The sequence below is a fragment of the Stenotrophomonas sp. YJH_SMC_119 genome (assembly GCF_059368315.1).
The window spans coordinates 30,112-48,543 of sequence record NZ_JCAFRP010000005.1 but is presented as its reverse complement, the minus strand read 5'-3'; the positions used below and the strand labels follow the sequence as shown (position 1 = coordinate 48,543).

Annotated in this window: 13 protein-coding genes; 8 read left to right on the top strand and 5 right to left on the bottom strand. The window is 66.9% G+C overall.

What is annotated here, in order from left to right; translation table 11 throughout:
* The first annotated feature begins 55 nt into the window (after positions 1–55).
* The 6 genes from AC5P6S_RS09405 (at position 56) to AC5P6S_RS09380 (ending at position 8,102) form a co-directional block, all read left to right on the top strand.
* Complete coding sequence (locus AC5P6S_RS09405) at positions 56–1,003, top strand: bifunctional riboflavin kinase/FAD synthetase (protein WP_012479506.1); 948 nt, start codon at positions 56–58, stop codon at positions 1,001–1,003.
* Positions 1,000–3,831 carry an isoleucine--tRNA ligase gene (ileS, locus tag AC5P6S_RS09400; protein WP_495204576.1) on the top strand — a complete coding sequence of 944 codons (2,832 nt, stop codon included), beginning with the start codon at positions 1,000–1,002 and terminating at the stop codon, positions 3,829–3,831. The genes AC5P6S_RS09405 and ileS overlap by 4 nt, the downstream gene beginning before the upstream one ends.
* The gene (gene lspA, locus AC5P6S_RS09395; RefSeq protein ID WP_329750569.1) at positions 3,831–4,355 is read left to right on the top strand and encodes a signal peptidase II; all 525 of its coding nucleotides are present in this window, start codon (positions 3,831–3,833) and stop codon (positions 4,353–4,355) included. The genes ileS and lspA overlap by 1 nt, the downstream gene beginning before the upstream one ends.
* A gap of 27 nt (positions 4,356–4,382) precedes the next feature.
* Complete coding sequence (ispH, locus tag AC5P6S_RS09390) at positions 4,383–5,333, top strand: 4-hydroxy-3-methylbut-2-enyl diphosphate reductase (protein ID WP_111196858.1); 951 nt, start codon at positions 4,383–4,385, stop codon at positions 5,331–5,333.
* A 223-nt stretch (positions 5,334–5,556) separates the two neighbouring features.
* Positions 5,557–7,440 carry a M61 family metallopeptidase gene (locus AC5P6S_RS09385; protein ID WP_495204575.1) on the top strand — a complete coding sequence of 628 codons (1,884 nt, stop codon included), beginning with the start codon at positions 5,557–5,559 and terminating at the stop codon, positions 7,438–7,440.
* The gene (locus tag AC5P6S_RS09380; protein WP_065183109.1) at positions 7,437–8,102 is read left to right on the top strand and encodes a lysoplasmalogenase; all 666 of its coding nucleotides are present in this window, start codon (positions 7,437–7,439) and stop codon (positions 8,100–8,102) included. The genes AC5P6S_RS09385 and AC5P6S_RS09380 overlap by 4 nt, the downstream gene beginning before the upstream one ends.
* Positions 8,103–8,184: 82 nt before the next feature.
* Here AC5P6S_RS09380 and AC5P6S_RS09375 read toward each other — a convergent pair whose 3' ends face one another.
* From AC5P6S_RS09375 to AC5P6S_RS09355, 5 genes are read right to left on the bottom strand one after another with little or no spacing between them, the layout of a single operon-like run.
* Positions 8,185–8,904, bottom strand: coding sequence for a hypothetical protein (locus tag AC5P6S_RS09375; protein ID WP_495204574.1), 720 nt, complete (start codon positions 8,902–8,904; stop codon positions 8,185–8,187).
* Positions 8,901–9,857, bottom strand: coding sequence for a hypothetical protein (locus AC5P6S_RS09370; RefSeq protein ID WP_495204573.1), 957 nt, complete (start codon positions 9,855–9,857; stop codon positions 8,901–8,903). The genes AC5P6S_RS09375 and AC5P6S_RS09370 overlap by 4 nt, the downstream gene beginning before the upstream one ends.
* A 46-nt stretch (positions 9,858–9,903) precedes the next feature.
* Positions 9,904–12,690: a TonB-dependent receptor gene (locus AC5P6S_RS09365; RefSeq protein WP_049395515.1), complete on the bottom strand. Its 2,787-nt coding sequence runs from the start codon at positions 12,688–12,690 to the stop codon at positions 9,904–9,906.
* Between the two features lie 14 nt (positions 12,691–12,704).
* The gene (locus AC5P6S_RS09360; protein WP_005408571.1) at positions 12,705–13,673 is read right to left on the bottom strand and encodes a FecR family protein; all 969 of its coding nucleotides are present in this window, start codon (positions 13,671–13,673) and stop codon (positions 12,705–12,707) included.
* Positions 13,670–14,179, bottom strand: coding sequence for an RNA polymerase sigma factor (locus AC5P6S_RS09355; RefSeq protein ID WP_080052359.1), 510 nt, complete (start codon positions 14,177–14,179; stop codon positions 13,670–13,672). The genes AC5P6S_RS09360 and AC5P6S_RS09355 overlap by 4 nt, the downstream gene beginning before the upstream one ends.
* A 255-nt stretch (positions 14,180–14,434) precedes the next feature.
* On the opposite strand from AC5P6S_RS09355, the gene AC5P6S_RS09350 reads away from it, so the two are divergent.
* Positions 14,435–17,305 carry an autotransporter domain-containing protein gene (locus AC5P6S_RS09350; protein WP_495204572.1) on the top strand — a complete coding sequence of 957 codons (2,871 nt, stop codon included), beginning with the start codon at positions 14,435–14,437 and terminating at the stop codon, positions 17,303–17,305.
* A gap of 97 nt (positions 17,306–17,402) precedes the next feature.
* A complete protein-coding gene (locus tag AC5P6S_RS09345) occupies positions 17,403–18,407 on the top strand; it encodes a 2-hydroxyacid dehydrogenase (protein WP_012479515.1) in 1,005 nt (334 codons plus the stop codon).
* Positions 18,408–18,432 lie beyond the last annotated feature (25 nt).

Genomic DNA, 18,432 nt, shown 5'->3' with positions numbered 1-18,432 from the left:
ACTTCAGGGTTACACCATTGAAGCGGCGGCCCCGGTCGGGCCGGAACGAGAGTTGATGAGCAGGCTGTTCAGAAGCGTCGAGGGCGGGGAGCTGTTCCCCAACGGAAGCGTGGTCTGTATCGGTGCATTCGACGGCCTCCACCTGGGCCATCGTGCGCTGGTCCGCCATGCGGTTGCCCGCGCGCGCGCCTTGGGCGTGGCCGCCGTGGCCGTGGCGTTCGAGCCGCTGCCGCGTGAGTTCTTCGCCCAGGGCACACCGCCGCCGCGGCTGACCCTGGCGCGCAGCAAGGTCGAGATCCTGCGCGAGCTCGGTGTCGATGCGGTCGGCCTGCTGCGATTCGACGCGGCGATGGCCGCGATGCCGGCCGAGACCTTCGTGCGCCAGTTGCTGGTCAAGCGCCTGAGTGCGCGTGAGGTCTGGATCGGCCCGGAGTTCTGCTTCGGCAACCGCCGCCGTGGCGACCTGGCTCTGCTGCAGAAAATGGGTGCCGAACTGGGTTTCACTGCGGGCGAAATTGAAGCGGTCGACCTGCATGGCGAACGCATTTCCAGCACCCGCATCCGCCAGCTGCTGCAGCAGGGCGACTTCGCCCGTGCCAACGACCTGCTGGGCCGTCCGTACGCGATCAGCGGCCGGGTGGTGCGCGGGCGCCAGCTCGGCCGTACGCTGGGCTTCCCCACCGCCAACCTGCGGTTCCCGAAGACCCCGGCGCTGTCGGGCATCTACGCGACCTGGGTGCATGGCGTGTTCGACCAGCCGTGGCCGTCGGTGTCCAGCTTCGGCACCCGCCCGACGGTGGAGGGCGTGGAGCCGCTGCTGGAAGCCCACCTGTTCGATTTCCAGGGCGACCTGTACGGGCGCCACATCGATGTGGAGTTCGTCGCCAAGCTGCGCGACGAAGAGAAATTCAATGATCTGGCGGCGCTGACCGACCAGATGCACCGCGACGCCGAACAGGCGCGCGCCATCCTTTCCGAACATAGATTGCGAGCCACTGCGTGAGCCAGGACTACAAGACCACCCTGAACCTGCCAGCCACCGAATTCCCGATGCGCGGCGACCTGCCCAAGCGCGAGCCGGGCATTCTGGCGCGGTGGGAAGCGCAGGGGCTCTACCAGCAGCTGCGCGACAACGCCGCCGGCCGCCCGCTGTTCGTGCTCCACGACGGCCCGCCGTACGCCAACGGCCGCATCCACCTGGGCCACGCGGTCAACAAGATCCTGAAGGACATCATCGTCAAGTCGCGCTACCTGGCCGGCTTCGATGCGCCCTACGTGCCGGGCTGGGACTGCCATGGCCTGCCGATCGAGATCGCGGTGGAAAAGAAGTGGGGCAAGGTCGGCACCAAGCTCGACGCCGTTGAATTCCGCCAGAAGTGCCGCGAGTTCGCCGAAGAGCAGATCAACATCCAGCGCGTGGACTTCAAGCGGCTGGGCGTGACCGGTGACTGGGACAACCCGTACAAGACCCTGAGCTTCGACTTCGAAGCCAACGAGATCCGTGCACTGTCCAAGGTCGTGGCCAACGGCCACCTGGTGCGTGGCGCCAAGCCGGTGTACTGGTGCTTCGACTGTGGCTCGGCGCTGGCCGAGGCCGAGATCGAGTACCAGGAAAAGGAATCGCCGGCGATCGACGTGGCCTACGCCGCACGCGATGCGCAGGCCATCGGCCAGGCGTTCGGCGTGAGCGTGCCGGCCGACGTGGAAGTGGCCGTACCGATCTGGACCACCACCCCGTGGACGCTGCCGGCCTCGCTGGCGGTGTCGCTGGGCGCGGAGATCACCTACGTGCTGGCCGAAGGCCCGGCGCACAACGGCAAGCGCCGTTGGCTGGTGCTGGCTGCGGCGCTGGCCGAGCGCGCGCTGCAGCGCTATGGCGTCGAAAACGTGGTGCTGCACGGTGAAACCACCGGTGCGGCGCTGGAAAACCAGCTGCTGGCGCATCCGTTCTACCCGGAACGCGAGATCCTGGTGCTCAACGGCGACCATGTGTCCGACGAGGACGGTACCGGTGCGGTGCACACCGCCCCCGGCCACGGCCAGGAAGACTTCGTGGTCAGCCAGAAGTACGGCCTGCTGGACAAGTACAACGCCGGCCAGATCACCCCGATCGACGGCCGTGGCGTATACCTGGAATCGACCCCGCCGGCCGGTGACGTGGTGCTGGCTGGCCAACATCTATGGCAGGCGCAGGAGGCCATCGTCGGCGTGCTGCGTGACAACGGTGCGCTGCTGGCCTTCCATCCGATCCGCCACAGCTACCCGCACTGCTGGCGTCACAAGAAGCCGGTGGTGTTCCGCGCCACCCCGCAGTGGTTCATCTCGATGGACAAGGCCAACCTGCGCAACGATGCGCTGGCCGCCATCGACACCGTCGGCTGGTTCCCGAGCTGGGGCAAGGCGCGCATCCAGAGCATGGTCGACGGTCGCCCGGACTGGACGATCTCGCGCCAGCGCACCTGGGGCGTGCCGATCGCACTGTTCACCCATCGCCAGACCGGCGAGATCCACCCGCGCTCGGTGGAGCTGATGCAGCAGGTCGCCGACCGTGTCGAAGCCGAGGGCATCGACGTGTGGTACTCGCTGGATGCCGCCGAACTGCTGGGCGCCGAAGCGGCCGACTACGAGAAGGTCACCGACATCCTCGACGTCTGGTTCGATTCGGGCGTGACCCATGAGGGCGTGCTTGCCGCGCGTGGCTTCGGCAAGCCGGCCGACCTGTACCTGGAAGGTTCCGACCAGCATCGCGGCTGGTTCCAGTCCTCGCTGCTGACCGGCGTGGCGATCGACAAGCGCGCGCCGTACAAGCAGTGCCTGACCCACGGCTTCACCGTGGACGAGCAGGGCCGCAAGATGTCCAAGTCGCTGGGCAACGGCATTGAGCCGCAGGACATCATGAACAAGCTGGGCGCGGACATCCTGCGCCTGTGGATCGCCTCGGCCGACTACAGCAACGAGATGTCGCTGTCGCAGGAGATCCTCAAGCGCAACGCCGATGCCTACCGCCGCCTGCGCAACACCGCACGCTTCCTGCTCGGCAACCTGGACGGTTTCGATCCGGCCCAGCACCTGCGTCCGCTCGACCAGATGGTCGCGCTGGACCGCTGGATCGTGCATCGCGCGTGGGAGCTGCAGGAGAAGATCAAGGCGGCCTACGACGGCTACAACATGGCCGAGATCGTGCAGCTGCTGCTGAACTTCTGCAGCGTGGACCTGGGCTCGCTGTACCTGGACGTGACCAAGGACCGCCTGTACACGATGCCGACCGATTCGCACGGTCGCCGTTCGGCACAGAGCGCGATGTACCACATCGCCGAAGCGTTCACCCGCTGGGTTGCGCCGATCCTGACCTTCACCGCCGACGAGCTGTGGGGCTACCTGCCGGGCGAGCATGCCGGCCATGTGCTGTTCACCACCTGGTACGACGGCCTGGCGCCGCTGCCGGCCGATGCCCAGCTCAACGCCACCGACTTCGACCAGTTGCTGGCTGTGCGCGAGCAGGTGGCCAAGGTGCTCGAGCCGATGCGTGCCAACGGCGCCATCGGTGCCGCGCTGGAAGCGGAGATCACCATTGCCGCCAACGAGGAGCAGGCCGCGAAGTGGCAGCCGCTGGCCGATGAACTGCGCTTCCTGTTCATCAGCGGTGACGTGCAGGTACGTCCGGCAACCACCGACGAGGTATTCGTCAGTGCCCAGCCGACCACCAAGGCCAAGTGCGTGCGCTGCTGGCATCACCGCGCCGACGTCGGCAGCCATGCCGATCACCCGGAACTGTGCGGTCGCTGCGTGAGCAACATCGACGGCGCTGGCGAAGTGCGGAGCTGGTTCTGATGAGCGCCGCCCGTCCACATCCCAACGCTCTGGTCTGGCTGCTGCTGTCGGCGGCCATCATCGGCCTGGACCAGTGGTCCAAGGCCTGGGTCCTGTCGAGCCTGCCGGAGTTCCAGCCGGTGGTGGTCGTCGATGGCTTCTGGAACTGGTACCGCACCTACAACACCGGTGCCGCATTCAGTTTCCTCAGTGACGCCGGTGGCTGGCAGAAGTATTTCTTCACGGCGCTGGCGATCGCCATCAGCGGCCTGATGGCATGGTGGCTGCGTGGCACCGCCCGTGGCAACTGGAAGGCTGCCGTTCCCTATGCGCTGATCATCGGCGGGGCGATCGGCAACGTGATCGACCGCCAGGTGCACGGTCATGTCGTCGATTTCATCCAGTGGTACGTTGGCAGCTATACCTGGCCGGCGTTCAACATCGCCGACTCGGCCATCGTGGTCGGTGCCATCGGCATCGCCCTGACCGGCCTGTTCGACGGCAGGTCCGCCAAAAAGGCGGATAATGCCACTCCGAAACCGTAAGCCGGCCGCTGCCGGGAGATTGAACTGATGGATGTGCTGCTCGCCAACCCGCGTGGTTTCTGTGCCGGTGTCGATCGTGCGATCGAGATCGTGAAGCGCGCGATCGAAACGCTCGGTGCGCCCATCTACGTGCGTCATGAGGTGGTGCACAACCGCTTCGTGGTCGATGATCTGAAGCAGCGCGGTGCGATCTTCGTCGAGGAACTGGACGAGGTGCCGGACAACAACACGGTCATCTTCAGTGCCCACGGTGTATCGCAGGCAGTGCGCCTGGAAGCGGAGCGTCGTGGCCTGAAGGTATTCGATGCCACCTGTCCGCTGGTCACCAAGGTCCACTTCGAAGTGGCGCGCCATTGCCGTGCGGGCCGCGACGTGGTGCTGATCGGTCACGCCGGCCATCCGGAAGTGGAAGGCACCATGGGGCAGTGGAACCAGGAAGCCGGTACCGGCCAGATCTACCTGGTGGAGGATGTGGAGCAGGTCGCCACGCTGCAGATCAACCAGCCCGAGAACTTCGCCTACACCACCCAGACCACGCTGTCCGTGGACGATACGCGCGGCATCATCGACGCCCTGCGCGAGCGCTTCCCGGCGATGCAGGGCCCGAAGAACGACGACATCTGCTACGCCACGCAGAACCGCCAGGATGCCGTGCGCGATCTGGCCAAGCGCTGCGACCTGGTGCTGGTGGTCGGTTCGCCGAACAGCTCCAACTCCAACCGCTTGAGCGAGCTGGCCCGCCGTGAGGGCGTGGAGTCGTACCTGATCGACGGCGCGCACGAGATCGACCCGGCATGGGTGGCAGGCAAGCAGCACATCGGCGTGACCGCCGGCGCCTCGGCACCGCAGGTGCTGGTCGATGGCGTGCTGGCGCGCCTGGCCGAGCTGGGCGCCACCGGCGTGGGCGAGCTGGACGGCGAACCGGAATCGATGGTGTTCGCGCTGCCGAAGGAACTGCGCCTGCGCCTGGTCGACTGACCGGGAAGCGCCTCATCCACGCATGGCGTGGATCTACTGGAACTGCTCTGGTGGGTGCGAACTGGCACACGGTGGGTGAAAACCAGCACAAGGTGGGTGCGAACCTTGGTTCGCACGCTTTTTTGCATTCAAGGATGGGCGGCCCGCCCATGACCTTTGGCCATGGGGCAGGGCACGTTACAGGCCTAGCATCGGAAGATTCTCCGCTGTTGGAACCTGCCCGATGAAGACCCGAGCCTTGGCGATGTCGTTGCTGTTCGCGCTGGCGGCCACGCCTGCACTGGCGCAGACCTCGCCACCGGCGAACGCTGAGGCCCCCGGCCTGCTGCGCATCGACGTCGACGCGCGCGATCTGGCCCGGCGCATCTTCAAGGTGACCGCTACGGTGCCGGCCAAGCCCGGCCCGATGACCCTGCTGTACCCGCAGTGGATTCCCGGCAACCATTCGCCCACCGGCCCGATCGACAAGTTGGCCGGGCTGCGCGTGACCGCCAACGGCAAGCCGCTGGCCTGGCAGCGTGACCAGTTCAACGTCTATGCGTTCAAGGTGAACGTGCCCGAGGGCGTGAGCGAGATTGTCGCCCACTTCGACTTCCTGTCCTCGCAGGGCGGCAGCCAGGGCCGGGTGGTGATGACCCCGGAAATGCTCAACCTGCAGTGGAACGCCAATTCGCTGTATCCGGCCGGCGTCGATGCGCGCAACCTGCAGGCGCAGGCCAGCGTGACCCTGCCCAAGGGCTGGTCGTTCGCAACCGCGCTGGAAACCGCGCGGCGCGACGGTGACACCGTGGTGTTCAAGCCGATCTCGTATGACCATCTGGTCGATTCGCCCTTGTTCGCCGGCGAGCACTACCAGCGCATCGATCTCGACCCGGGCGCGAAGGTGCCGGTGCACCTCAATGTGTTTGCCGACGACGCCAAGTCGCTGAAGCCGAGCGAGGCACAGATCACCATGCATCGCGCGCTGGTGCAGCAGGCCGACAAGCTTTACGGTGCGCGCCACTACAACCACTATGAGTTCCTGCTGGCATTGACCGACCGCCTCGGTGGCATCGGCCTGGAGCATCACCGTTCCAGCGAGAATAGCGCCGATCCGGGCTACTTCACCGAGTGGGACAGCAACGCGTGGATGCGCGATCTGTTGCCGCACGAGTACACCCATTCCTGGAACGGCAAGTACCGTCGCGGCGCCGACCTGGCCACCGCCAACTTCAACGTGCCGATGGGCGACAGCCTGCTGTGGGTGTACGAGGGCCAGACCCAGTTCTGGGGCCAGGTGCTGGCGGCGCGTTCGGGGCTGTGGTCGACCGCGCAGGCGCGCGACATGCTGGCCAATGTGGCCGCGACCTACGACCGTGGCCGACCGGGCCTGGCCTGGCGGCCGCTGCAGGACACTACCAACGATCCGACCATCGCCCAGCGCCGCACGCTGCCCTACCGCAACTACCAGATGAGCGAGGACTACTACTCCGGCGGCCAGATGCTGTGGCTGGAAGTGGAGGGCAAGCTGCGCGAACTGAGCGGCAACCGCCGCAGCCTGGACGACTTCGCGCGTGCGTTCTTCGGCGTCGGCAATGGCGACTGGGACGTCAACCCGTACACCTTCGATGATGTGGTCGCGACCTTGAACGGCATCGCGCCGTACGACTGGGCGACGTTCCTGCGCGGGCGCCTGGACGGCCACGGTTCGTTGACCGGCGGCCTGGAGCTGGCGGGCTGGAAGCTGGTCTACCGCGATACGCCGAACGACGCCTACAAGGCACAGGAAAAACGCGCCAAGGCGGCATTGCTGGCCTATTCGCTGGGCGCGACCGTACTCGACAGCGGTACGGTCGGCGATGTGATCTGGGACAGCCCGGCGTTCAACGCCGGTCTTGCACCGGGCATGAAGGTGATCGCGGTTGGCGGCCGTGAGTACAGCAGCCAGCGCTTGAAGGACGCGGTGGCTGCGGCAGAGAAGGACAAGGCGCCGATCGTGCTGCTGGTGAAGCAGTTCGACCGCATCGAAACGATGAGCATCGCCTACCACGGTGGCCTGCAGTACCCGGTGCTGGAGCGTATCGCCGGCAAGCCTGACCGCCTCGCAGAATTGTGGAAGGCGCGATGAAGCCGCGCGCCCGCGATGGCGTGATCCTGCTGATGGCGATCTTGGCCATCATCGGTGCCTTCCTGCACGGTGACGGGCGCTGGCTGCATTGGCTGGCCAAGCCGACCACCACGCTGCTGATCGCTGCCATCGTCTGGCGCGTGCATGATCCCGCGCAGCCGTTCTATCGACGCGCGGTGTTGGCCGGCATGCTGCTGTCGTGCGTGGGTGACATCGCGTTGATGCTGCCGATGGATGCGTTCGTGCCGGGCCTGGTTGCGTTCCTGCTGGCCCACCTCTGCTACATCGTGGCCTTCCGCGACGGCCTGCGTGCGGGACGTGGGCTGTTGGCGGCCAGCGTCCTGCTGGCGACGTTTGCCGTGCTCAACGTACTTGGCCTGTGGCCGCACCTGCCTGCACCGATGCGTGCGCCGGTGCTGGCGTATGTGGTGGTGCTGGCCTCGATGGCGGTGCTGGCACTGGCACGCCAGTGGCGCCGGCCACAGCCCGCTGCCGTGGAAGCCAGCAGCGCGCGCTGGGCGGCCGCCGGTGCGCTGCTGTTCGTCGCCAGCGATTCACTGCTGGCCTGGGACCGCTTCGCCGGCGGTCTGCCGCTGGCCAGCCTGCTGGTGCTGTCCACGTACTACGGCGCGCAGTACGCAATCGCCCGCTCGGTGAAATAGAAAAAGGGGACGGAGGGGATTAAGTCGCAATCCGCACCAAGGCACATGCGACTTAATCCCCTCCGTCCCCTTTTTGTGTGGCCTATCGGCGGTTCACGCCGCGCAGGGTGCCCTGCGCATCGAACTGCAGGCGCACGGATTCGCGGTCACCGGCGACGTCATCCGGCAGCCACACCAGCTTGCCGCCTTTGCGCACGATCACGTAGACGTGGCCGACTTCGGATGCGGGGTTCTGCAGCGCGTCGCGTTGTTCCTGCAGTGCCTGCGCCACGCGCGGCACGGCCTCGAAATCGATGCTGGCCAGGGGTGTGCTGCTGCGCTGCAGGCTGATGGTTGGCGCGAACTGCTGCGGGTTCACCGGATTGCCCTTGCGCCACTGGCCACGTTCGAAGTGGTAGCTGTCGACGTGGCCCGGCTGTTGCGGGTCGACCAGATCGAGGTTGATGCGGCCATCGTCATAGAAGTGGATGCTGTGGAACACCGTCAACCGCTGTCCGGCCAGCGCTGGCAACTGCTCCAGTGCCTGGCGGGCAGCCAGCAGGTAGTCCGCATCGAACAGGCGATTGTTGCGCTCGGGCGCCGCAGCGGTACTCGCCGCGGGGAAGGGCGCCGGGGATGGCACAAGCGATACGGGTTGTTCGCGCGGCGACTGAGACGGGACGGAGGGTGGCAACCGGTCCGGCTGTACCGAATGCCCCAGCGTTTCGCTGATGGTCTGCACTGCGCCGCCGGCAACGGCCACGCCCGCCAGAACCAGCAGCAGTACGAGGAACACGGCGCGGGTAGAGGGCGGCTGTTTCATACGCCCTCCAGGTGCACGTTGCCACGGTCATCCGGGTCGTACAGCAGGGTCACGTTTTCGCGCGGGATGTTGGCTAGATCGATCAGCGGGATGAAGCGGCGCACGCTCACCTGCTGTGCGCGGCCGTCACGATCGGTGTACTCCAGCTGGAACTCCACCTGCGGCTGTTCGTTGAGGTAGGTGCCGGTCTGACGCACCTTCAGCACCCTGGCCTCAACGCCGATGCCGCGGTACTTCAACGCGTCGCCGCGCGCATCAGCCTGCAGCAGGCGGCCAAGCAGGCGCAGCCCCAACATGTACCCACACAGCACCAGCGGGCACACCAGCAGCGGGTGGCCGAAGGACAGGAAGGTCCAGCCAAGGCCCTCGCTCTGCAGCCGGTAGGCCGCCACATAGGCAGCGGCTACCAGGACGATGCAGAGCGCTGCGCCGATGCTTCGCCGCCACAGGCTGGCGACATCCAGTTCGGGCTGGGCACCGTCCAGTACCACGTTCGGGAACGCGCCCGGCACCCGGCTCAGGCGTGCATCGACGTGCCTGCCGACGCCGAAGCGCTGCAGTTGCGGCTTGCTGTCGACCACCAGCAGCTGTTCGCGGATCGGCGTGCCGGACAGGTTCTTGAAGGACAGCTGCAGTTTCCATTGCGCGAAGCCACGCACCTGTACGCCGGTCTGTTCAGCGTGTTCGATCAGCGCATCGCGCGGTTCGCCATCGGCGAGGATCGAGCGGACGCGATGCAGGGCGCGCGGTGGGCCGAGCAGCAGGAAATGCAGGAACGCGAACAGCAGAGAGAGCCATGCAGCCAGCGACAGCACAAGCAGCAGCAGGGACAGCCATGGCGCGCTGCGATCAGCCAGCGCCACCGGCCAGGAGGTTCCGAAATAGAGGATGCAGGGGAAGGGCAACGCGAAGAACAGCAGGAACGCGCCCCAGAACCAGAGATAGGCTTTCATGGGGAAGGTGGCAGACCGGTGGAACAGGCCGCGTAGCGTACTACGCTCAGCGGAACTGCAGGGTAAGCAGGTAGTAGCGACCCAGTGGATCGTCCAGCCCCGGCAACTGCCCACCATTGCCGACCAGGTAGTTCACCGGTTGCGCATCAAGCACGTTGTGCACGTCCAGCGCCGCGATGACGCGTGTGCCCAGGCGGCGCGCCAGGTGCAGGTTCCAGCGCAGCTGGCGCGGATTCATGCAGTGGTTCTGTTCGATCTGCCGCTGCGGGCACTCGGCGCCGGGCAGCCATGCGCGGGTGCGGCCCACCTGGTTGCCGCGCAGGGCGATGTCCCAGTTGCTGTTCTGCCATTGCACGTTGAGGACCGCGGCCATCTCGGGCGTGACATGCCCGCGCAGGTCGATCGCCGGCTCGTGGTCCCGACGGCGGCGCAGCTCCTGCTGCTTCAGCGCGTCCAGCGAGAACAACCACTGGCCGGTGCTGCCGGTGTCGACCCGGTATTCGCCACGCAGCACCCAGTTGCGGGAAGTGGTGCGGCCGATATTGTCGAACGACAGGCGGAGGCTGCTCAGGTTGCCATCCTCATCCAACTGCCAGGTGTCACGGTTCCACACGGCATCGGCCGGTTGCAGCGCGAGGATCTCGTTACGCAGCTCGACGATGTTGTGGGTCAGCGAAAGCGAGAACGCATCGCTGGGTGACCAGGTCGCCGCCAGCGAATGGCTGCGTGAGCTCTCGGCCTTGAGCGCGTTGTTCTCCTCCACATCCGCAGTGACCACGCAGCGGCCGTCCGGCCCGCTCTGTGCACAAGGTGGCAGTGCGCTTGAGACGGGCAGGGTAAGGGTGCCGAACTGTCCTGGCGGGCGGCGCTGTTCGAACAGGCTGGGCGCGCGATAGCCGCGGCCGCTGGCCAGCAGGAACGACCAGTGCGGTGTTGGCGTCCAGCGCAGGCCGGCACGGGGCGAGAATGCCGTGTAGTCGCCGTCGTAGTCCCAGCGCGCGGCCAGGTCCATGCGCAGTTCCGACGTGAGTGGCAGGCCCAGTTCCGCATACGCGCCGCCACTCTGCTGCGACAGGCGCCGCTGCTGCTGCGGCAGCCCCAGTGCCAGATCGCCCTGGCTCAGCAGGGTGTCCGGGTGCGACGTCCAGCGTTCATGGCGCAGATCGATGCCGGTAGCCAGCTGCGCATTGCCGCCCCGCATCGGCATCAATGCGCGCTGTATGCCCCACCAGCCCTGCCACTGCTCGGTAAGTCCACGGTTGCGGATCGATGGGAAGAGCGAAGTGGCTTCATCGGCGGGCAATGCATCGAAGCCTGGCAGGAACCTGAGCGACTGCGCCGCCTCGATGAACGGTTCGGCGCGCACGGTGCCCGGCGTGGCCAGGGTGACGTCGCTGCGCTGCGCGCTGATGCCGGCGTCCCAGCTGTGGCTGCCCTGGTCCCGGCCGATGCCCAGGGTGAGATCGGCGTCGGTGGCACGTACCTGGGGACGCACATTGCCGGCTTCGCGCAGGACGCTGTTGAAGGTGTAGCCGTACAGGCCGAGGGCGACGGCGGTCGGGCCCAGATCGAAACGCTGCCGGTTGTGGCTGGCGCGGGCTTCGGCATAGACGTAGCGTCCCTGGCCACGCTCATGCCGGTAGCGCAGATAGGCCGAGGCGGTATCGGAGGCCGGTTGAAGCGAACGAGGGCGCGAACTGTCGAACCAGCAGGCGCCATTGCGTCGTTTCAATGGTCCGTCGCAGCGCGTAGCGGGCCAGTAGTCGCCATCGCGGAAGGCGCCGATCAGGTACTGCGACGTCTCGGCGTGCCAGTCACGCTGGTCCCCCGCCAGGTGATCGACGCGATGCAGGTCGATGCCTGCGAACCAGCGGTCGCCGCTCCCGCGCAGGCCTCCGGTGGCGGCCTGCACGCGGTACTGGCCGGCGTCGCCACGACTGCTCAGACCGGTCTGCAGCGTTGCCTCCGGGCCGTCGGCCTGGTCGCGGAGGATGATGTTGACCACGCCGGACATGGCATCGGCACCGTAGATGGCCGAAGCACCGCCGCGCACCAGTTCGATGCGTTCGACAAAGCTGAGTGGAATGCCGCCCAGGTCGGTGAGCCCGCCCTGTTCCAGGGACACCATCGGATAACGGGGCAGGCGCCGGCCATTGACCAGGAACAGGGTGGCGCGCGGTCCCATGCCATCCAGGCTGGTGGTGGCGGCCGCACCGACAGGCAGGTACTGCGAATCGCCACTGCGTGCGCTGCTCATCGCTGGCAGCCCGTTCATGCCGGGCAGGTGTCGCAGCAGGTCGAACAGGCTGCCGTAGCCACTGCGCAGGATATCTGAGCGATCGATCGTGGTCACCGGCAGGGTGGTCTGCACGGAGGTGCGCGGCAACCGGCTGCCGGTGACATGGATCGGCGCCAGGTCCACCTGGGGGGGCGACTGCGGGGGCATGCGCGGGCGCGGCGCCACCGTTGCCGGAACCGGCGGCGCGACGGCGGGCGCGACGCGGATGCGGCGGACCACGAAGCCACCGGACGGTGTTCGAAGGATGGTCACCGGCATGCCGGCGACCAGCTGTTTCAGGGCCGATGCTGGATCGGCCTGGCCATGGGTGCCGTTGGCATGGAGCCCCGCCAGTTCCCGGGCATCGAACACCAGAGCGATGCCGCTTTGCCGTGCCCATTGCTGCAATGCCGAGGGCAACGGGCCCGCGTTGATGCGGTAGTCGTGGGTGGCAGCCGGATCGCCTGCGAGGGCGGCAGGCGGCGCGGCGACCAGCAGCGCCAGGCACAGCAGGGGGCGGAGCAGCCCCCACTGCAGCGCGCCTGGTCCTGCCATCACCGCAGGCCTCCTCAGTACGTGCGGCGCAGTTCCAGCGCGCCATCCGGGCGCGTCTGGCCAGCAATGGACCAGCCAAGTTCCAGCGCGGACAGCAACTCCTGTGCGTCGCCTGCGCGGAACGTGCCGCTGACTGCCAGATCGGTGATCTCCGGGTCGGCGATCACCAGCGGTGCATGGCCATAGCGGTTCATGCGTTCGACCACGATCGACAGCGGGGTGGCATCGAAGACCAGCTGCCCATGCAGCCAGCCCTCGGCGGCTGCCGTGGAGGACAGCGCTGGACCGGGCTGGATGCGCCCGGAGGGGAGTACCTGCAGTTGCTGGCCAGGGGCCAGGGTGTGCTGGGCGGCGCCGTTGCTGACTTCCACCGCACCCTCCAGCAGCGCGACCTCGACCAGGCCATCGTGCAGGCGCTCGACCTGGAAGGTGGTGCCGATATCGCGGATGGTGCTGGTGCCGGCGCGCAGCTGCAGTGCTTTGTTCGATGGCGCGACCTGCAACTGCAGGCGGCCGCGTTCGAGGTCCAGCTCGCGGTGGCGCCAGCCAAAGCGTGCGTGCAGCGTCGTGCCGGCATCGAGCATGGCTACGCTGCCATCGGGGAGGGTCAGCCGCTGCGCCTGATGCGTGTCATTGGCAAAGCGCTGCGGGGCTGGGTTGCCATCCACCGCTACCATCCAGCCCACGCCGATGGCCAGGCAGATACCAGCGGCCGCGGCCGCAGCAGGCAGCCAGCGGCGTCGGGCAGGCCGTGCCGCACGCGCCGCAGCCGTCCGCAGCCATGGGTCCGCAGCCAGGCCCTGGCCTTGCTGGAAAAGATCTTCGGCCTGCGCCCAGGCTTTGACATGGGCAGGGTCTTCAGCCAGCCAGTCTTCGAACGACTCGCGTTCGGCAGGGGTGCAGTCCGGGGCCTCCAACCGCGCTACCCAGGCGCTGGCGCGTGCGAACAGCGAGGCGTCTTCCGTGTGCCGGTGGCTGCTCATTCGGTATCCCCGTCGTTGTGCAGCGGATCCGGTCCCAACTCCTGGCGCAGGCCCTGCAGGGCGCGGGCGATGTGTTTTTCCACGGTCTTGGCTGTAATTCCACAGTGCCGCGCGATCTGCGTATAGCTCATGCCGGTGATCCGGTTGAGCAGGTACACCTCGCGCGCACGCTCGGGCAATTTGAAAAGGGCCTGCCGCAGCAGGGACAACATCTGCCCGGACTCTGCCTGGCGCAAGGGGTCCGGCGACGGGCTGGTGGGCTCGTCGTGACCATCATGCTCGGCCAGTGACAGGTGCGGTCGCGACTGCGGCGATCGGCCGCGATCGGCCAGGCGATTGCGCGCGATACGATACAGCAGCAGGCGCAGTTCGTCGGTGCCGTGCGCGCGATAGCGGATCAGCCGCTCCATGCAGTCCTGCGCGATGTCCTCTGCATCCTCCGGCCCGACGCCCCGTGTGCGCAGGAACGCGCACAGTGGCGCGCGTTCCTCGCGTACGAACGCGATGAAGGCGTCCGCAGGCGCGGGTGGCTCCGGCGCGTGGTGGATCAGGGGGGACGGAACGGACAGGGCTGGCCTCGGCTGACGTTGGCGGGTGCGCCTTCGAGTTTTACGCGACGATGACCGGATGGGGAAGAGTGTGTGGTGCCCCTCTCTCATTGTGAATGCATTCATTTTTTCCGGCCGACCGGGCTGGGGGAGATTCCGGCGCTTTGCCGTTTGACTCCTTACCCGCGTGTTGCGGGTGGAGAGAGAGAACGTATGAAGCATTCGAAGTTGAGCCTGGCCCTGGCCGGGCTGATCGCCGTTGGCGCCATCGCGGCGGCTGATGACGTCATGGCAATGAGTTATCACGTGCAGGGGGATCGCATCTTCCTGAGCGGCGGGGTGACCTACGCCGATGTGGTGTCGTTGCCCGCGTTGCTGGCCAAGGCACAGGCCGAGGGGCGGCCGATCCGCGAAGTGGTGCTGCGCACCTCCAATGGTGGCGCGCTGATCGCCGGCGAGTGGCTGCAGGGCGTGATCCGCACGTCCGGCCTGAACACCATCGTGTCCGGCCACTGCATTTCGTCCTGCTCGATCATGCAGTCCGGTGGCGTCGAACGCTATCTGGCCGGTGATCTGCCGATCGTCGATTCGGTACAGATCCACGCGGCCAGCAACAGCGGCAAAGTGATCTACACGCCGTCGCCGCGGATGACCCAGATCTATACCGGCAACTACGGCGGTGGCATCGATGCCGGGCTGCTGCACAAGGCCATGTATGAAGTCGTGCAGCCCAACGGCCTGCTGGTGTTCCGCGATCCGGCGCGCACCACGGGTGCCTCGGTCACTTTCGATCCTGATGGCAGCGGCAGCAAGCTGGAGTCGTTCCCGGGGCAGGACATCTACAGCAACAGGGTCATCACCGCCAAGGGCTACCGCGATCCGGGCGATACGTTGAATGTCACCGCCAACGTGAGCGGCGACATCAACCCGGGCTACCTGCGCACCGGTCGCCAGCTGCAGACCTTCGTCGATGATGACTTCGCGCGCTGGAACACCAACTGGCAGTCCAGCTACATCAACCTGGCGCAGAGCATCTACAACGCGTCCAGCAATGGTCCGCAGGGCATCGGCGCGAACTCGGTACAGGACTACCAGAACGATCCTACATACAAGGCCCTGCTGCTGTCGAAGCTGCGCCTGGGCGACCTGGATGTGTCCACGCTGGACAACTCCATGGGCGTGATCCGCGTGACCAATGGCGCGACATGGCGGACCTCCGCGACCACCGGTGCCGACTTCATGCTGGTCGACAACGGTACCATCGCACTGGAAGGCGGCGCCCTGCGCGCTTCGGAGGTGCGGGTAATGGGCGCAGGCATGCTGGTCGGCAATGGTGACGTGGCCGGCACCGCTATGGATCTCAGTGCGCTGGCCAGCGGTACCCGCCCGTCCTGGCGCGAGGACGGCTTCAACCGCCTGCGCGTGTACGGGACCCTGATGCCGCGCGGCGGTGATCTGGTCACCCATGGCTACGTCAACATCATGCCGGGCGGGAAGGTGCTGTTCGATGTGACCGAGAACGGCGGGGCGGGCAGTGGCCGCCTGCGCGTAGGCAGTTTCTTCGACAGCAAGCAGACCGACGGCGCGCTGGTGATCTCCAAAGGGGCCTTCCTCGAACTGAACGTGGCGCAGGGTTACTACGGCCAGGACTTCCGCCGTGACCTGGTGCAGGGCCCGATCTACCAGGGCGGCTTCGAAGATGTCGTGCGCCTGGGTGACACCGGCTACAGCGCCAGCATCACCGGCGGCGAAGTGTTCCGCCCGCGCCACAACTCGCTGCTGAGCTTCAACGTGAAGCAGGCCGCTGACGGCCTGTGGCTGACCGCCAACCCGGGTTTCGACCAGCTGGGCCTGTTCACCAACGGCACTTCCGGCGATGGCTTGGGCCGCGCGCTGGCGACCGCTTCCGATCGCAGGGATGGTGGCCTGAAGTCGCTGCTCGGCGCCCTGCAGTTCGCCGACCGTGACGTGATCGCACAGCAGGCCGGTACCCTGCGCGGTGACGCGCACGCGACCCTGCGCCTGGCCGACAACGCATTGGTGGGCAGCATCGGCGACGTGGTGCAGCAACACCAGGCCGCGATGCGCAGTGGTGGTGATGCCGACGGCCTGGCTTCGCAGGCCGCGCAATCGGTGTCGGCGCAGCCGGGCATGCGCCACGGCAGCCTGTTCAACCAGCTGGCCATGCATCTGGTCGAGCCGGCGGCGGGTGGCGGTGAAGGCAGTGGCTCTGGTCGCAACCATGGCCTGTGGGCGCGCGGTTTCGCCAGCCACGGCCGCATCGATGCCGACGGTGGCGTGGCAGGCTTGAGCCATAACATCGGCGGCATCGTCGTCGGCGCCGATACCCGCGTTGCCGATGACCGCGTCACCCTGGGCGTCAGCGTGGCAGCGGCGGATATGTCGACCAAGGGCCGCGACGGCTCCGACTTCAGTGGTGACGTGCGCGCGCTGGACGTGGGCGGCTACCTGGACGCGACCTATTCGCGCGGCTATCTGTCGGCGGCGGTGCGCTACACAGACCTGCGTCACGACACCCGCCGCAGCGTCAGCGGTATCGATGGCCTGCAGCAGCCGCTGCGTGCCAAGTACAGCAACGATGCGATCTCCGCGCGGGTGGAGCACGCGTTCTCATTCACCACGGGCAAGGGCCTGGTGATCCAGCCGCTGTTGCCGGTGGTGGACTACGCGCGTACCTCGGCCACGCGCTTCAATGAAGGGCAGGGTGCGGGTGCACTGGTCGGTCGCAGCGGCAGCCTGGAGAGCATCCGCGTGGGCGCCGGCCTGCAGCTGTTCAGGACCTTCGAAGGCAACAACGGCGAGCGCATTACCCCGCGTGCCCGCGTGGTCTGGCAGAAGGAACTGGGCGACTCGCAGGCGCGCTACAGCACCGGCTTCGCCGCCGCTCCGGATCTGGTGTTCGGGGCAAGCAGCCAGGCCGTGGGCGAGCAGGTGCTGGCCTGGAACCTGGGCGTGACCAGCCGCGCCAGCGAACGCCTGTCGATCATGGCCGACTACGTGGGCGAGCGTCGTGACGGGCAGATCCAGAACGGCGTGATGCTGGGGCTGGGTTACAAGTTCTGAGTGGCACAGGGCACCGGCGATGTTCGCATCGCCGGTGCCATCCCCACGGACGCGCGGCTGCGGTATGGTCGGCATGGCATTCCATCCAGGTTCTTCCATGCAGATCGCCGTCTTCAGCGCCCGACCCTACGACCGTCGCTTCCTGGACGAAGCCAACCTGCGTGAGGCGGCGGGGCAGGGTTACACGTTCGTCTACTTCGATGCCGCGCTGGATGTGCATACCGCAGCGCTGGCACAGGACTGCGCCGCGGTCTGCGTGTTCGTCAACGATCGGCTGGATGCGCAGGTGCTGCGCGCGCTGCACGCGTTGGGCGTGCGTGCGGTGCTGCTGCGCTGTGCGGGCTTCAACAATGTGGACCTGGCCGCTGCGAAAGCGTTGGACCTGTTCGTCGCGCGGGTGCCGGCGTATTCGCCCGAAGCCGTGGCCGAGCATGCACTGGCGCTGGTGATGACCCTCAACCGCCAGACCCATCGTGCCTACAACCGCGTGCGCGAAGGCAACTTCATGCTCGACGGCCTGCTTGGACGGACCCTGCATGGCCGCACGGTCGGTATCGTCGGTACCGGCAAGATCGGCCTGGCCACCGCGCGCATCTTCAAGGGCATGGGCTGCACGGTGCTGGGGCACGACCCGTACCCGTCGCCGGCCTTCGCAGGTATCGGCGAGATGGTGGCGCTGGATGAACTGCTGGCGCGCGCTGACATCGTCTCGCTGCACTGCCCGCTGACGCCCGATACCCAGCACCTGATCAATGACGCCTCGCTGGCGCGGATGAAGCCGGGCGCGATGCTGGTCAACACCTCGCGCGGCGGATTGGTGGATACCCATGCAGTGATCCGCGGGCTGAAGTCGCGCCGGCTCGGCCACCTGGCCATCGACGTGTACGAGCAGGAAAGCGCGCTGTTCTTCCAGGACCTGTCCGGCGAGATCATCGACGACGAGGCCTTCCAGCGCCTGATGACCTTCCCCAACGTGCTGGTGACCGGCCACCAGGGCTTCTTCACCGTGGAGGCGCTGCAGGAGATCTCGGCGATCACGCTGGGGAACCTGCAGGATTTCGCGGCTGGGCGGGTGTGTGCCAACCGGGTAGAGGCGGACTGAGCCGGGTGGATTGACCGCCGGGGCG

Coding starts and splice junctions, on each gene's coding strand:
- AC5P6S_RS09405 (WP_012479506.1), top strand. CDS start 56: ATGAGCAGGCTGTTCAGAAGCGTCGAGGGCGGGGAGCTGTTCCCCAAC.
- lspA (WP_329750569.1), top strand. CDS start 3,831: ATGAGCGCCGCCCGTCCACATCCCAACGCTCTGGTCTGGCTGCTGCTG.
- ispH (WP_111196858.1), top strand. CDS start 4,383: ATGGATGTGCTGCTCGCCAACCCGCGTGGTTTCTGTGCCGGTGTCGAT.
- AC5P6S_RS09385 (WP_495204575.1), top strand. CDS start 5,557: ATGAAGACCCGAGCCTTGGCGATGTCGTTGCTGTTCGCGCTGGCGGCC.
- AC5P6S_RS09380 (WP_065183109.1), top strand. CDS start 7,437: ATGAAGCCGCGCGCCCGCGATGGCGTGATCCTGCTGATGGCGATCTTG.
- AC5P6S_RS09375 (WP_495204574.1), bottom strand. CDS start 8,904: ATGAAACAGCCGCCCTCTACCCGCGCCGTGTTCCTCGTACTGCTGCTG.
- AC5P6S_RS09370 (WP_495204573.1), bottom strand. CDS start 9,857: ATGAAAGCCTATCTCTGGTTCTGGGGCGCGTTCCTGCTGTTCTTCGCG.
- AC5P6S_RS09365 (WP_049395515.1), bottom strand. CDS start 12,690: ATGGCAGGACCAGGCGCGCTGCAGTGGGGGCTGCTCCGCCCCCTGCTG.
- AC5P6S_RS09360 (WP_005408571.1), bottom strand. CDS start 13,673: ATGAGCAGCCACCGGCACACGGAAGACGCCTCGCTGTTCGCACGCGCC.
- AC5P6S_RS09350 (WP_495204572.1), top strand. CDS start 14,435: ATGAAGCATTCGAAGTTGAGCCTGGCCCTGGCCGGGCTGATCGCCGTT.
- AC5P6S_RS09345 (WP_012479515.1), top strand. CDS start 17,403: ATGCAGATCGCCGTCTTCAGCGCCCGACCCTACGACCGTCGCTTCCTG.